At 65.3% G+C, this 13,528-nt stretch carries 12 protein-coding genes; 7 read left to right on the forward strand and 5 right to left on the reverse strand.

Annotated features, from left to right (window positions below):
- Positions 1 to 13 precede the first annotated feature (13 nt).
- Positions 14 to 1,009: a LysR family transcriptional regulator gene (locus C7450_RS14330; RefSeq protein ID WP_170147244.1), complete on the reverse strand. Its 996-nt coding sequence runs from the start codon at positions 1,007 to 1,009 to the stop codon at positions 14 to 16.
- A gap of 314 nt (positions 1,010 to 1,323) precedes the next feature.
- Here C7450_RS14330 and C7450_RS14335 point away from each other — a divergent pair, with 314 nt between their 5' ends.
- The 6 genes from C7450_RS14335 to C7450_RS14360 all read left to right on the forward strand — a co-directional run bounded on the left by C7450_RS14335 (position 1,324) and on the right by C7450_RS14360 (position 7,053).
- Entirely contained in the window at positions 1,324 to 2,295 is a 972-nt protein-coding gene (locus C7450_RS14335; protein ID WP_170147245.1) for an SMP-30/gluconolactonase/LRE family protein, read from the forward strand.
- Positions 2,296 to 2,454: 159 nt separating this feature from the next.
- Positions 2,455 to 3,303 carry a sugar phosphate isomerase/epimerase family protein gene (locus tag C7450_RS14340; protein WP_110375104.1) on the forward strand — a complete coding sequence of 283 codons (849 nt, stop codon included), beginning with the start codon at positions 2,455 to 2,457 and terminating at the stop codon, positions 3,301 to 3,303.
- A 196-nt stretch (positions 3,304 to 3,499) separates the two neighbouring features.
- Positions 3,500 to 4,315 carry an IclR family transcriptional regulator gene (locus C7450_RS14345; protein ID WP_110375105.1) on the forward strand — a complete coding sequence of 272 codons (816 nt, stop codon included), beginning with the start codon at positions 3,500 to 3,502 and terminating at the stop codon, positions 4,313 to 4,315.
- Between the two features lie 187 nt (positions 4,316 to 4,502).
- Complete coding sequence (locus tag C7450_RS14350; protein WP_110375167.1) at positions 4,503 to 5,105, forward strand: nuclear transport factor 2 family protein; 603 nt, start codon at positions 4,503 to 4,505, stop codon at positions 5,103 to 5,105.
- A 26-nt stretch (positions 5,106 to 5,131) separates the two neighbouring features.
- Positions 5,132 to 5,995 (forward strand): intradiol ring-cleavage dioxygenase, encoded by an 864-nt coding sequence (locus C7450_RS14355; RefSeq protein WP_110375106.1) that lies wholly within the window; start codon positions 5,132 to 5,134, stop codon positions 5,993 to 5,995.
- Positions 5,992 to 7,053: a maleylacetate reductase gene (locus tag C7450_RS14360; RefSeq protein WP_110375107.1), complete on the forward strand. Its 1,062-nt coding sequence runs from the start codon at positions 5,992 to 5,994 to the stop codon at positions 7,051 to 7,053. Before C7450_RS14355 ends, C7450_RS14360 begins: the two co-directional genes overlap by 4 nt.
- Before the next feature lie 194 nt (positions 7,054 to 7,247).
- Here C7450_RS14360 and C7450_RS14365 read toward each other — a convergent pair whose 3' ends face one another.
- Positions 7,248 to 7,772, reverse strand: coding sequence for a NuoB/complex I 20 kDa subunit family protein (locus C7450_RS14365; protein ID WP_425351208.1), 525 nt, complete (start codon positions 7,770 to 7,772; stop codon positions 7,248 to 7,250).
- Between the two features lie 174 nt (positions 7,773 to 7,946).
- Here C7450_RS14365 and C7450_RS14370 point away from each other — a divergent pair, with 174 nt between their 5' ends.
- Complete coding sequence (locus C7450_RS14370) at positions 7,947 to 8,843, forward strand: helix-turn-helix domain-containing protein (protein WP_146227339.1); 897 nt, start codon at positions 7,947 to 7,949, stop codon at positions 8,841 to 8,843.
- Positions 8,844 to 9,103: 260 nt separating this feature from the next.
- Here the strand turns inward: C7450_RS14370 and C7450_RS14375 are convergent, their stop codons facing one another.
- From C7450_RS14375 to C7450_RS35110, 3 genes are all read right to left on the reverse strand, one after another.
- The gene (locus C7450_RS14375; RefSeq protein WP_110375110.1) at positions 9,104 to 10,645 is read right to left on the reverse strand and encodes a bifunctional aminoglycoside phosphotransferase/ATP-binding protein; all 1,542 of its coding nucleotides are present in this window, start codon (positions 10,643 to 10,645) and stop codon (positions 9,104 to 9,106) included.
- Positions 10,646 to 10,736: 91 nt separating this feature from the next.
- Complete coding sequence (locus tag C7450_RS14380; RefSeq protein ID WP_110375168.1) at positions 10,737 to 13,127, reverse strand: phosphoketolase family protein; 2,391 nt, start codon at positions 13,125 to 13,127, stop codon at positions 10,737 to 10,739.
- A 301-nt stretch (positions 13,128 to 13,428) separates the two neighbouring features.
- A partial coding sequence (locus C7450_RS35110; RefSeq protein ID WP_146227340.1) for an integrase core domain-containing protein occupies positions 13,429 to 13,528 on the reverse strand: 100 nt, incomplete at its 5' end.

A 13,528-nucleotide genomic window follows, 5' to 3' on the forward strand; every position in this document is an offset into this window, starting at 1 on the left:
TGGCCGGCGTTCATCACCCCACGGCGCTTGTATCTGCCGGCAGCGTGAGGCAAGCCGCCGGCACGGCGCGGTCGGCCGCGGCATCACGCGCCTGGATGCGCTTGGCGACCCGCATCACCCGTTCGCGGAGCCAAAGGCTGGCCGGATCGTCGCCATGCGACTCGTGCCAGATCATCAGGATCGACTCGGAGGGAAACGAGAACGGCAGCGCGTTCACGTCGAGCCCGAAGCGCGGCGCGAGCGTGACGGCCGTGCGCCGAGGCATCGTGGCGATCAGGGGCGCTTCCTTCAGCATGAAGGGGATCGCGAGCGCGTGCGGCGTCGTCAGGGCGATCTCCCGTCTCCGGCCGAACGCCTCCAGTGCCTTGTCGATCCGCTCGTTCAGCATCAGCCGCGATTCGATCGCGATATGACGCACCGCGACATAGTCATCGACGCTGATCGGCGCCGAAAAGCCGGTGACGGCTGGATCGTAAAGCACAGTGTAAGGCTCGAGGTCGCAGATGACCCGGCGCTTGTGGTGCAGCCCGCCGTCGGGAAAGATTCCGATCGCCAGATCGACCTGCGCCATGTCGATGAGATCGAGATCGCGGCCCGAATTGGCACTCACGGTCTGCAGCCGCAAACCGTCCGACACCGCCGCGAGCTCCGCCATCAAAACGGGAATGAGCCCCATTTCAAGATCGTCGGAGATGACGACGCGAAAGGTGCGGGCATCCTTCTGCGGATTGAAGCGGCGGTTTCCTTCGACCACGCTGCGCATGGCCGAGAGCGCCACGGAGATCGGCTCGATGAGGGCGATGGCGCGCGGCGTCGGCTGGACGCCGCCGGCATGGCGCACGAACAGTTCGTCGTCGAAGGCCGCCCGCAGCCGCGCGAGGCTGTGGCTCATGGCGGGTTGGCCGACGTTCAGGCGGCGCGCCGCCCGCGTCACGTGCCGCTCCGCGTAGATCGCCTCGAAGGCGAGCAGGAGGTTGAAATCGAACTGAGAGAGACTGGCGGCTTTCACGGTGTCGCGTCCATTCCTGACCGCCGAATGCAGCCGGAAAGCGGCCGGATATCGATGCGGTCGATTGAGATTGTCCGCCTGTTCGATTGGATGCAAGCCCTTCGCCCGCCTAGGCTCGACCAGCCCAATCGGCCGCGTGCCGGCGGCGAGCGGCTGAGGCTCCGACAAACCCGGGCGCTTCCGCGTGTTGGGTCGCCCGGACGCGACAGCGGCCGCCCTCATAGCGGAACTGCCATGATGATTATCGATGATATCGATCGACTTCACGCCCATTCTGTGACCGCGATGGATCGCGCCGCCGGATGGAGGCGGTCATGACCCGCCCTCTCGATGTGCCGCGCGAGGCGCTTCGCACGCGGCCGGATCCCGATGGACGTGACGGCCGCCTGGCCGTTGCGGCGACGGTGACCTTCACCGAGGGGCCGACCTGCGATCGGGCCGGCACGCTCTATTTCTCGGATGTTCGGGGCAACCGCATCCTGAGACTGCGCGACGACGGCGATCTGGCCCTCTTTCGCTATCCCGCCAACTTTGCCAACGGCATGGTCTGCGATCCGCAGGATCGGCTGTGGATCTGCGAGGAGGGAGAAGGGGAGGGCGGTCGCGAAGCGCGCATCAGCTGCACCGATCTCGCGACCGGCGAGGAGCGGATCACCGTCGCCGCTTATGGCGGACGGCGGTTTCGCGGGCCGAAGGACATCACCTTCGACAGCCGCGGTCGCATCTATTTCACGGATGGATCGCGGCCATTCTTTCTCGCCGATCGCGGCGATCCGGCGACGCTGACGCCGGGCTCGGCGGTCTACCGCATCGATCCGGACGGCACGGTTGTCCGCATTCTCGACCACCACCGCGTCCGCGAGCCCAACGGGATCGTCGTGTCGCCCGACGATGCCACGCTCTATCTTGTCGAAAATGATCCGAGGCCGGGCGGCATTCGCCGGCTGCTGGCCTTCGCGCTCGACGAAACGGGCGCAGCGGGCGAGGGGCGGGTCCTGCATGATTTCGGCGATGGGCGAAGCGCCGACGGCCTGTCGGTGGATCGTTCGGGCCGTCTTTGGGTTGCCGCGGGTCTCAATGCCCTCCGCGGCCTCGCGGAGACGCTCGCGAATCGGGCGGGCGTCTACGTCTTTGAGCCTTCGGGCGCCCTGGTCGAAATGATTGCCGTGCCTGAGGATACGGTGACGAATACCTGCTTCGGCGGGCCGGACAGGCGCACGCTGTTCGTCACGGCGGGCAAGACAATTTACCGCTTGCGCACCGAGGAGGCCGGCCTCGGCAACTGACCGAGAGCCAAGTCCGACTGCTGCGGAGCGGCGACGTCGCGGATCGCAGACCGGTTGGACGGCGGGCCGGGGGCCGTCACGGTTTTGAGATTTTTGTTCTCATAGCGGGAATTGTTCTCTATTAAGAACAATTCCTTGGCGGACCGGCTCGACACACCCATGCGCGTACTCTCCCTTCATCATCTGACGATGATCGACGTCCACCCCCTGGCCTTGATCGAGGCTGCCGCGGAAGGTGGCTTCACCCATTGCGGCATCCGTCTCGTGGCCCCGCGGCCGGGCGATCCGCTTGTCGACGTCCTCTCCGAACCGGGCGCCATGGCCGCAATCGGCAGAAAGCTGGCGGATACAGGTATCGGCCTGCTCGACATCGAGGCGATATGGTTGGGCGAAGCAACCGATGTTCCGGCGCTGCGCCCCGCGCTGGAGGCGGGGGCGCGACTTGGCGCAGGCCACGTCCTTGTTGTCGGCAACGACCCCGATGAGGCGCGCCTCGTCGATAATTTTCAGGCGCTCTGCGAGATCGGCGCGCCGCTCGGCCTGCGCATCATGCTGGAGTTCATCACCTATTGCAGCGTCAACTCGCTCCAGGCCGCAGCGTCCTGCATCCGGGACGTGGATCGTCCCAATGCCGGCCTCCTGATCGACACGCTGCAGTTCTTCCGCTCGGGCGCCGTCCCCGCAGATCTCGCCAGCCACGATCCCTCCCTCTTCTCCTACATCCAGCTGTGCGACGGACGCCGGCAGGCGCCGGCGAGCCTCGAGGAGCGGCGTGACGAAGCACGCCGGAACAGGCTTCTGCCCGGTCAGGGCGAACTGCCCGTTCGGGATCTCCTGCGGGCGCTGCCGTCCGGAATCCCGCTCAGCCTTGAGGCGCCGACCCTCGCTCTCCGCGGGCTGGATCCTCGCATCCAGGGGCGGATTGCGGGCGACGCACTTCGATCGTTCCTGTCCGAAGCGCAGCGGGCCGGCCCGCTATCGCGCCCGGATGAAAGTCGGCCTTCATGACAGGGGCTCATCGTCGGCAGGCCGCATTGGCAGACAAGGCTGGCGGCATGACCCCGGCGCCGCCGTCCGGCGTCGACAACGGGGTTGCGCGGGCCTGATCCCGATGTCATCGATATCCGGCGAACAGACACGCCTGTATCGTGAACCCACGGCACCAGACGTGCCTGTTTGAAACCACGGCGACCGGAATGAGACGTTGAGCGAAAACGACAGGGCGAGCCTCGAACAGCTGCAAAGCAGCGTGAAGTCGGCGACACGTGTCCTTGATCTTTTCGAGTTTCTCGGTCGCTGGGATGCCGAAAAAACCCACACCGAGATCGCCGAAGAGCTCGGTATCCCCAAGAGCAGCTTGACCCAGCTTCTCAAGACGCTGCTGCAGCGCGGCTACCTCGACTACTTTCCGCAGACGAAGGGCTACGGCCTGGGCCCGGCGATCGCCAAGCTCGCCAAACGGGAGAACGACAGCGGAGATCTCATCACGGCAGCGGGGCCTGTTCTGGCCTGGATGTCCTCTGAGACCAAGGAAACCTGCGCGCTCAACTTTATCAAGGGCGACAAATCCGAAGTCATGGCGAGCGAGATGAGCCCGCAGCGTCTGAATTATACGATGCACAGCGGCGACGTGGCGCCGCTCTACGCCACCTCTGGGGGCAAGGCGCTTCTGGCGCGGCTGCCCGAGGTCATGCTGGACGAGTATCTTGCACGCGTGACCTTCGAGCGCATCACGCCGCGCACCATCCAGTCCGTCGAACGCTTGCGCGCCGAGCTCGAGGCCATTCGCAAGACCGGCTTCGCCTATGTGACCGAGGAGTTCACGCCGGGCATCGCCGGCGTCGCGGTCCCGATACTGAGCCAGTCGGGCTATCCGCTCGCCTCGTTGAATGTGGCTATTCCCGTCGCCCGCTTCGACGCGGAGAAGAAGGCCCTGTGCGAGGCGACGCTGCTGCGCGCAGCGCAGATGCTCCAGAAGAAGTTGGAGGCCAGCGTCGCCTCGCATCGCCCCTCGGCCTGAACCCGCTGACCCCTGGTCGGAGCGGGCTATCGGCGCGCTGATCCGATGAGGGGCTGGCCGCCGCGCAACCCCACCGCGTGGGGATCTTTCCGGACAGAACGCCAAATTCTTCGCAAAACCGCGCTGCGCCGTTTACATTATGAACAAGTTTACGTATAAGAACGAAAAGAACGACGCGGAGTATGGTATGTCGGCCTTGCGCAACGACTTGCTCGAGATTCGTGATCTCCTCGAGAACTGGGTGATCTGGCGCGATGCGTGCCACTGGGATCGTTTCCGGACCTGCTGGCATCCCGACGGACGCATGATGGCTACCTGGTTCCAGGGAACGCCCGATCAGTTCATCGCCATCAGCAAGGAAGGGTTCGAGAAGGGTGTGCGCATCCTCCACTTCCTCGGCGGCTCGTCGATCGACATTCGCGGCGACCGGGCGATCGCCCAGACGAAGATGACGATCAGCCAGAGAGCGGAGGTCGAGGGTACGCTCTGCGATGTCGTTTGCACCGGCCGCTTCTACGACTTCATCGAGCGGCGTGACGGCAAATGGGCGATCTATCTGCGCCAGCCGATCTACGAGAAAGATCGCATCGATTCGGTCGATCCAACCAAGGCGCCGGTCCTCGACCCGGCGCGCCTCAATGCCTTTCCGGTCGGCTATCGCCACCTCGCCTATCTGCAGACCGCCATCGGTTATACAGTCAAGCCCGACATGCCGGGCCTTGTCGGCCCGGAGGTGGATGCCCTGTACCGGCGCGGCGACGGCTGGCTCGACGGCAAGCCTGCCCTGTAGCAGCGCTTTGCGGAGGGAGAAGCCCCATGCGCGATCTTGACGAGAATACCCTGACCGACGAGACGCTGCGCGCGGTATCGGGCGGGAGCAGCCCGCGCGTGCGTCAGGTCAGCCAGGCCCTGATCAGGCATCTTCACGCTTTTGTCCGCGAGGTCGAGCCAAGCCAGGCGGAATGGGAGTACGGCATAGACTTCCTGACCCGCGTCGGCCACATGTGCAGCGACGTCCGTCAGGAGTTCGTTCTGCTCTCCGACACGCTCGGCGTATCGATGCTGGTGGACGCCATCAACCACCGGAAGCCGGAAGGCGCGACCGAAACCACGGTCCTCGGTCCGTTCTTCGTCGACGGTCGTCCGGAACTTCCGCTCGGCGCCAATATGTCCGATGGCGTGCCGGGCACGCCCCTTTTCATCTCGGGCACCGTCCGCGACGTGGCGGCTCGGCCGCTTGCCGGCGCGGCGGTTGACTGCTGGCACTCCGACGCGGAGGGCTCCTATGACGTGCAGCGGTCGGCAGAGTTGACGATGCGCGCGCGGTTTCGCGCCGATGACGAGGGGCGGTTCTGGTTCTGGTCCGTCCGGCCGCGCTATTATCCGATCCCGAATGACGGGCCCGTCGGCGACATGCTGGCCGCGCAGGGACGCCATCCCTTCCGCCCCGAGCATGTCCACTTCATGATCGCCGCCCCGGGCTTCGAGACGCTCATCACGCATGTCTTCATCGACGGCGACCCCTATCTCGACAGTGACGTGGTCTTCGGCGTGAAGAATTCCCTCGTCACCCGCTACCGGCCATGCGAGGCGGGGACCGCGCCCGATGGTTCGGTGGTCGCTGTCCCGTATCTGGCCCTGGACTACGATTTCGTGCTGGCGCCCGGAACCAGGGGATGAGCGCGTCGGGCTTCGTCTATCAGGCGCAGCCGAACCGGGTCGTGTTCGGCACCGGCACCCTGGCGCAACTTGGTGCGGAAGTATCGCGGCTCGGCGTCACCCGTGCGCTCATCCTGTGCACGACGCAGCAGATCGATCTCGCACAGTCTGTTGCCGATCGGCTGGGCCGGCTCGGCGCCGGCCTGTGCGCACGCGCGATCATGCATACGCCGGTCGAGGTGACCGCGCTTGCGATGGACGACCTCGTGGCGGCGTCCGCCGACGGCATCGTCTCCGTGGGCGGGGGCTCGACCATCGGGCTCGGCAAGGCGCTGTCCATCAGGACGGGCCTGCCCCATCTCGCCATCCCCACCACCTATGCGGGCTCGGAGATGACACCGATCCTCGGCGAGACGCAAGACGGCATCAAGACGACGCGCCGCGATCCCCGGATCCTGCCGGCCAGCACGCTCTATGACGTCGACCTGACGCTCGGGCTTCCCGTCGCGATGAGCGTAACCAGCGGCCTCAACGCCATCGCGCATGCCGTGGAAGCGCTCTATGCGCCGGACGGAAACCCCATCATCTCGCTCATGGCCGCGGATGCGATCCGCAGCCTGGCGCGGGCGCTGCCGCGCATCGTCGCTGCACCAACCGATGCCGAGGCGCGGCGCCTCGCCTCATATGGCGCCTGGCTTGCCGGCAGCTGTCTCGGTTCGGTGAGCATGTCGATCCATCACAAGCTCTGCCATGTGCTGGGCGGCTCGTTCGATCTGCCGCATGCCGAGACCCACGCGGTCATCCTTCCCCATGCCGTTGCCTCTATCGCGGATGCCGTGCCGGAGGCCATGGAGATGGTCCGTCACGCGCTCGGCACTGAGGCGACCGCTGCCAAGGGGCTGCATGACCTTGCGAGACGTGTGGGCGCACCAACCCGTCTGGCCGACATCGGCATGCCGAAGGAGGGCCTCGACCGCGCGGCTGAGCTGGCGACGGCCAGTCCCTACTGGACGCCGGTGCCGCTCGCGCGCACCGCGATCCGCGCGTTGCTCGAAAGGGCGTTCAGCGGCCAGATCTGAGAGGTGGGAGCGTCGGATGAGGACTTCATCCGCACGACATCGCGCAAGGTCGGTTGTGACGTGCCGTTGTCGGAGGCCGATCATGGTCAAGACCTGCTTGAGCGATCCGCGGCGCCGGGACGGAGGACGTTTGGCCGGAGCAAATCCGGCTTTTGCGAACTTGCTCTAAGCCGCGCGATTGCGGCGGCAGTTGCTCAACGCTCGATCGTGCCGGTGCGCCTGATCTTTTTCTGCAGCAACATCACCCCGTAGAGCAGAGCTTCCGCCGCCGGCGGGCAGCCGGCTACGTAGATGTCGACGGGCACGATACGGTCGCAGCCCCGCACAACGGAGTACGAATAGTGGTAGTAGCCGCCGCCATTGGCGCACGACCCCATCGAGATCACATAGCGTGGTTCCGGCATCTGATCGTAGATCTTGCGCAGCGCGGGCGCCATCTTGTTGGTGAGCGTGCCCGCGACGATCATCAGATCGCCCTGCCGAGGTGAGGCCCGAGGGAAGCAACCGAACCGCTCGAGGTCGTAGCGCGGCATCATGACCTGCATCATCTCAATGGCGCAGCAGGCAAGACCGAAGGTCACCCAATACATTGAACCCGTCCGCGCCCAAGTGATCATCGCGTCGGTCGAGGTGACAAAAAAGCCTCTGTCGGCAAGCACATGATTGACCATAGCGAATGATGGCTCATGTCCGGCCAGCTCCATCCCTGCCTCCTCAATTGCTCGCGACGATCCGCTGCCTCCGGGCACTGGAGGTGCCGAAGGATCACCCGTCCCGGGCGAGACTGGTGCGACGACAATCTCGCCGCTATTTTTCAGACTTGACCGTCCAGGTATTGAACGGTTCGGACATCCCTCGCCGATCTAGGGTCAGGAGAGCCAGGAGAGCCAGCGGTGACGTCGACCACGACTTCCAGGATCGTGTGGCCGCGCCCCGGCATGGCTGGCTGTGTCTTTTGCACCATCATTCGGGATACGCGTGGCGTCACGCTCGACGCGGCGCAGCGTTTCAATTTTTTCCCGGCAGCGCCGCTCTGCAGCATCGCCTGGGTGCTCGCCGGCGACTGCCACCTGATCGATCATCCCGATCAGATGGAGGATCCCGCGATGGGGAAGAAAGTGCCCGCCCTGTCCGTCTTCGGGCCGCAACTCGGGCCACTGGTAAGCTGGAACCCCGGCGAGACCTACGGAGTTTCGATCTCCTTCTATCCGGATGCGTTCTCTGCGATGACCGGGCTCGATCTGAGCCGATTCACAGGACGCATGGTAGAGGCCGAGGCGGTCTTGCCGGAGCGGATGTTGATGTCCTGCCGCAGTTTCGCCGATGCCGTCCGGCGAGACGATGTCGAGAACAGCCTGCCCGCTCTTGAAGCCGAGCTCCAGGACATATGGGCCGGTGCACGCCCTGCCGGGATCGGGGCGATAAGATCGATAGAGGACTGGAGCCGGTATCTCCTGCATAGGGCCGCCATGACCGATCTGGGACGCAGCACGCGGCAAATCGCGCGGCGAATCAAATCCTGGACCGGCGTCAGCCGGAGGGACATCCAGGGTCTCGGGCATACCGAGCAGCTCTATGCCAAACTCCACGAGGCTCTCGAGAAGGACGATGTCGATTGGGCACAGCTCGCCGCGACGACGGGGTTTGCCGATCAAGCCCACATGATCAGACAGATGCGACGCCATACCGGCCTCACGCCGGAACAATTGCGTCGGCGCGCCAGAGAGCATGAAGCCTTCTGGGCCTACCGCCTCCTCGAACAGTATTTCACGATGCCGGATGCACGCTAGTGGCTCGACTCCGACATTTGCATCCGCCTGATACGGGCCTCGGAGCAAATGTCGGAGTCAAGAGAACCACTGGCAAGTTATTGGTTCTAGTGGAGCTTTTGAATTTGACATTTGATCTGGAGCCTCAGGTCAGGCGGGACTCAAATGTCAAATTCGCTCCACGAGGTCGGTTCAAACGTCCTGAACGCTCGGAACCGCACGACACCTGAGCGAGCTGATTTTACACGGAACCACCGTGTCATTCCGGCGCAATTCCCCGATCATCGAGCGCCTTGGTCTGTAGGAAGGAGCCGATCAAGGGCGGCTTGGACGGTCGCGGCGCGGTCCTGGCCGGCCTCGATCCGCGTCCAATCGACCGCGCCCGGCCCACGCGCGAGCTGTGCCTGCACGACATCCGTCGTCGCATCGGAGGGATCGCCGCGGCGCGCGGCAACACGATCCACCAGGGTCGCAGCCGGCGCGTCGAGCCAGAGACCGGAAAAGGCAACGCCTGCCGCCGCAGCACAGGCCGCGATCGCGGCGCGGGTGTCGGCACGATCGAAGACGGCGTCGGCGATGGCGGCATGGCCGCGCTGCAGCGTCGCCTGGGCTTCCGTGAACAGCCGGGCATAGACCTCGCGCGAGATCTCCGGGCGATAGGCCTCGGCCGGCAGGCGCGTTTCCGGCGAAACGCCGTGGAGGCGCTTGCGGATGCGGTCAGAGGCCAGGATGCGCGCGCCGGGCGGCGGCCCGATGCGGTCGGCTATGGCGGCAGCCAGGGTCGATTTGCCGGTGCCGCTCAGGCCGCCGATCGCCACGAGACGGGCTGGCACGGGCCGGAGGAGCCGGCGTGCCAGATCGAAATAGCTTTTCGCCTCGCGTGTCAGCTCCGCCTGCCGCTCGCCGCGGGCCTCTTCCGCCTGCGTTGCCGTCACATGCGCGCGCACCGCCGCCCGCACCGCCATGAAGAATGGAACGAGCGGTAGCCCGTCCGCTTCGTCGCAGGCGTCGAGATACCGGTTAGCGACGAGATTGGCATAAGGCGCGAGCCCGCGATGCCAGAGATCCATGAGCAGAAAGGCGAGGTCGTAGAGGACGTCGATGGTCGCCAGGTTCGCGTCGAACTCCAGGCAATCGAACAGCGTCGGCGTGCCATCGACCAGGCAGATATTGCGCAGATGCAGATCGCCGTGGCAGTGGCGGATCCGGCCGGCCCGCCCGCGGGCGTCGAGAAGCGCCTTATGGCCCGCGAACGCGCGCTGAAGTTCGTCATAGAGGGATGCGACCTCCTCCGGCGTGAAGATCCGCGTTGCCGCGAAGGCCCGCTCGTTCATGGCGAGAACGCCAGCCATCACGGCCGCGCCGGTGCGCTCCCGGCTGACGGCAGCCTCCGCGTGAAAGCGGGCGATGGTGTTCGCAAGCCCCGTCATCAGCGCCGGTGTCAGCCGGCCCTCGACGGCCATGCGGTCGAACAGCCCATTCGCGTCGAAGCGCCCCATCACGACGACCGCGTCGACCAGCGCACCAGAGCCGTCGAAGGCAAGCCGCCCGTCGGCCTCGCGGGTCACGCGGCGCACCGCACGGTAGAGCGTCGGAGCCGTGCGCCGGTTGAGCGCGAGTTCATCGCGACAGGCAGCGAGGCGCCGCTCCACCGTCGAGAAATCGACATAGGGCAGCCGCACGGCGCGCTTCAGCTTGAAGGCCTCATCGCCCACGAGCACGACCACCGAGATATGCGTCTCGATGGTGGTGACCTCCCGCCCGCCATGGGTCGCCGGATCGGTGAGAAAGGCAAGCGTCGCCGTCTGGTCCTCAACGCGCATGCGCCGTCCTCTCCGCGCCGTCTCTCGCGCCGCTAACATTCTGTCTGACATGTATTACGGCGCAATGGCGGCCTACAAGACCCCGTTGTCGTCAGCGATGTTTGCTTGGCGCAGAAGTCTCGTATGGCCAGTTCCAATCGCGGATCGCGGGCATGTCCTCGCCGTAACGGCAGATGTATTCGCGGTGCTCCACAAGCTTGTCCCGCAGCGCCTGTTTCAGATGGGCGGCGGTCGCGGCAAGACCCGGCACGCGGTCAATCACGTCGATGGCGAGATGGAAGCGATCGAGCCGGTTGAGCACGACCATGTCGAAAGGTGTCGTGGTGGTACCTTCCTCCTGGTAGCCGTGCACGTGGAGGTTGTCGTGATTGCGCCGCTTGTAGGTCAGGCGATGGATAAGATGGGGATAGCCGTGATAGGCGAAGATCACCGGCTTGTCCGCCGTGAACAGGCCGTCGAAATCGCGCTCCGTCAAGCCATGCGGATGCTGATCGCCCGATTGCAGCGCCATGAGATCGACGACGTTGATGAAACGCACCTTGAGCCGCGGCAGGTGCCGGCGGAGAATATCGACAGCGGCCATGGCCTCGAGCGTCGGCACGTCACCGGCCGCGGCAATGACGACATCCGGCTCGGAACCCTCGTCGTTCGAGGCAAAATCCCAGATGCCGATGCCCGCCCGGCAATGTTTCACGGCCTGGTCCATGTCGAGCCACTGCGGCGCGGGCTGCTTGCCGGCCACGATGACATTGATGCGGTCGTAAGTCGCAAGGCAGTGGTCGGTGACCCACAGCAGCGTATTGGCGTCCGGCGGCAGATAGACGCGTACGATATCGGCCTTCTTGTTGACGACATGGTCGATGAAGCCCGGATCCTGATGGCTGAAGCCATTGTGGTCCTGCCGCCAGACATGGGAGGTCAGAAGATAGTTGAGCGAAGAAATCGACCGCCGCCAGGCGAGGTTGCGCGAGACCTTCAACCATTTGGCATGCTGGTTCACCATGGAATCGACGATATGGATGAAGGCCTCGTAGCAGGACATCAGGCCATGGCGGCCTGTCAGCAGGTAGCCTTCCAGCCAGCCCTGGCAGAGATGCTCGCTCAGGATCTCCATCACGCGTCCATCCGGCGCAAGATGCACGTCTTCGGGGATCGTCGCCTCCATCCACACCCGGTCGGTGACGTCGAAGACGGCGTCGAGGCGGTTCGACGCGGTCTCGTCGGGGCCCATCAGGCGGAAGTTGCGGCTTGATGCGTTGAGGCGCATGACGTCGCTGAGATAGGCGCCCATGATGCGTGTCGCTTCGGCCTGCGACGCGCCCGGCTCCCGCACCGCGACCGCATAGGCGCGGAAGTCGGGCAGGTGCAGCGGCTTTCGCAAGAGGCCGCCGTTGGCATGCGGATTGGCGCCCATGCGCCGCGTGCCGGCCGGGACGTGGTCCATCAGGGCGGTCACCGGCGCCCCCTCGGCGTCGAACAACGCCTCCGGGCGATAGCTGCGCATCCATTCTTCGAGCATGGCGAGATGCGCGGGATTTTCGGCGAGCCCGGCGAGCGGCACCTGATGCGCGCGCCAGAAGCCCTCCACCTTCTTGCCGTCGACCTCCTTCGGCCCGGTCCAGCCCTTGGGGCTGCGCAGCACGATCATCGGCCAGCGCGGCACATCGCTGCCACCGTTGCGCGCCGTCGCCTGGATCGCGCGGATGCGGGCGATGACCGCGTCGAGGGTCGCCGCCATCTGACGGTGCATCGGCGCGGGATCGGCGCCCTCGACGAAGAAGGGCTCGTAGCCGTAACCCATGAACAGGCTGCGGACGTCGGCATCGGCCATGCGGCCGAGCACGGTCGGACTGGCGATCTTGTAGCCGTTCAGGTGAAGGATCGGCAGCACGACGCCGTCCCGCGCCGGATTAAGGAACTTGATGCCGTTCCAGGAGCCGGCGAGTGGACCGGTTTCCGCTTCGCCGTCGCCGATGACGCAGGCGACGATGAGCTCGGGATTGTCGAACGCTGCGCCGAAGGCGTGCGACAGCGCATAGCCGAGTTCGCCGCCTTCGTGGATCGAGCCGGGTGTCTCCGGCGCCGCGTGGCTCGGAATTCCGCCGGGGAAGGAAAACTGGCGAAAGAGCCTGCGCAGGCCGTCCTCGTCGCGGGTGATCTGCGGATAGATCTCGGTGTAGCTGCCTTCGAGATAGCTGTTGGCCACGACGGCGGGCCCGCCGTGACCCGGCCCGCAGATGAAGATGGCGTTGAGATCATCGCGCTTGATGACGCGGTTGAGATGCGCCTGGATGAAGTTGAGGCCTGGTGTCGTCCCCCAATGGCCGAGCAGCCGCGGTTTGATATGCGCGAGCGTGAGCGGTTCCCTCAGGAGCGGATTGTCGAGAAGGTAGATCTGCCCGACCGAAAGATAGTTCGCGGCGCGCCAATAGGCGTCCAGCCAGCGCAGTTCGGCGTCGGTGAGAGCAGGCGCTTCGATCATGATCGCTTCACTTCCCAAATCGTGGCGGCGGCTTCCGGTATAGCCCCAACGCGCTGCGACCTCTCCGGGATCCCGCATGGGTTACCTGCAGCGACCGTCACGGCCCTGGCACCGAAGTCTCGCGTGATCGGCGCCGGGCAACCACGCGGACGTCGTACGGCAACGGCCATTGCTTCGGACGTCTCCGTGGGCTCCGGGCTTGAGCACTTTCGAGCGAAGTGGACACCGGTTCGCGTGAAGACAATGCGTAGAAACAAAGACCTGGAGCCTTTCCGCTGAACCGGAGTTCCTCAGAGATGCTCTAGCTGTCGTTTCCAAGAAGGTTGTTCAGCCTCTGGAATGGCGGGATGCCGTTGAGGGCCGAGTGGGGTCGTCGGGTGTTGTAGGCGTCGATCCAGGAG

It is taken from the genome of Chelatococcus asaccharovorans (genome assembly GCF_003201475.1).
Lineage (GTDB): Bacteria > Pseudomonadota > Alphaproteobacteria > Rhizobiales > Beijerinckiaceae > Chelatococcus > Chelatococcus asaccharovorans.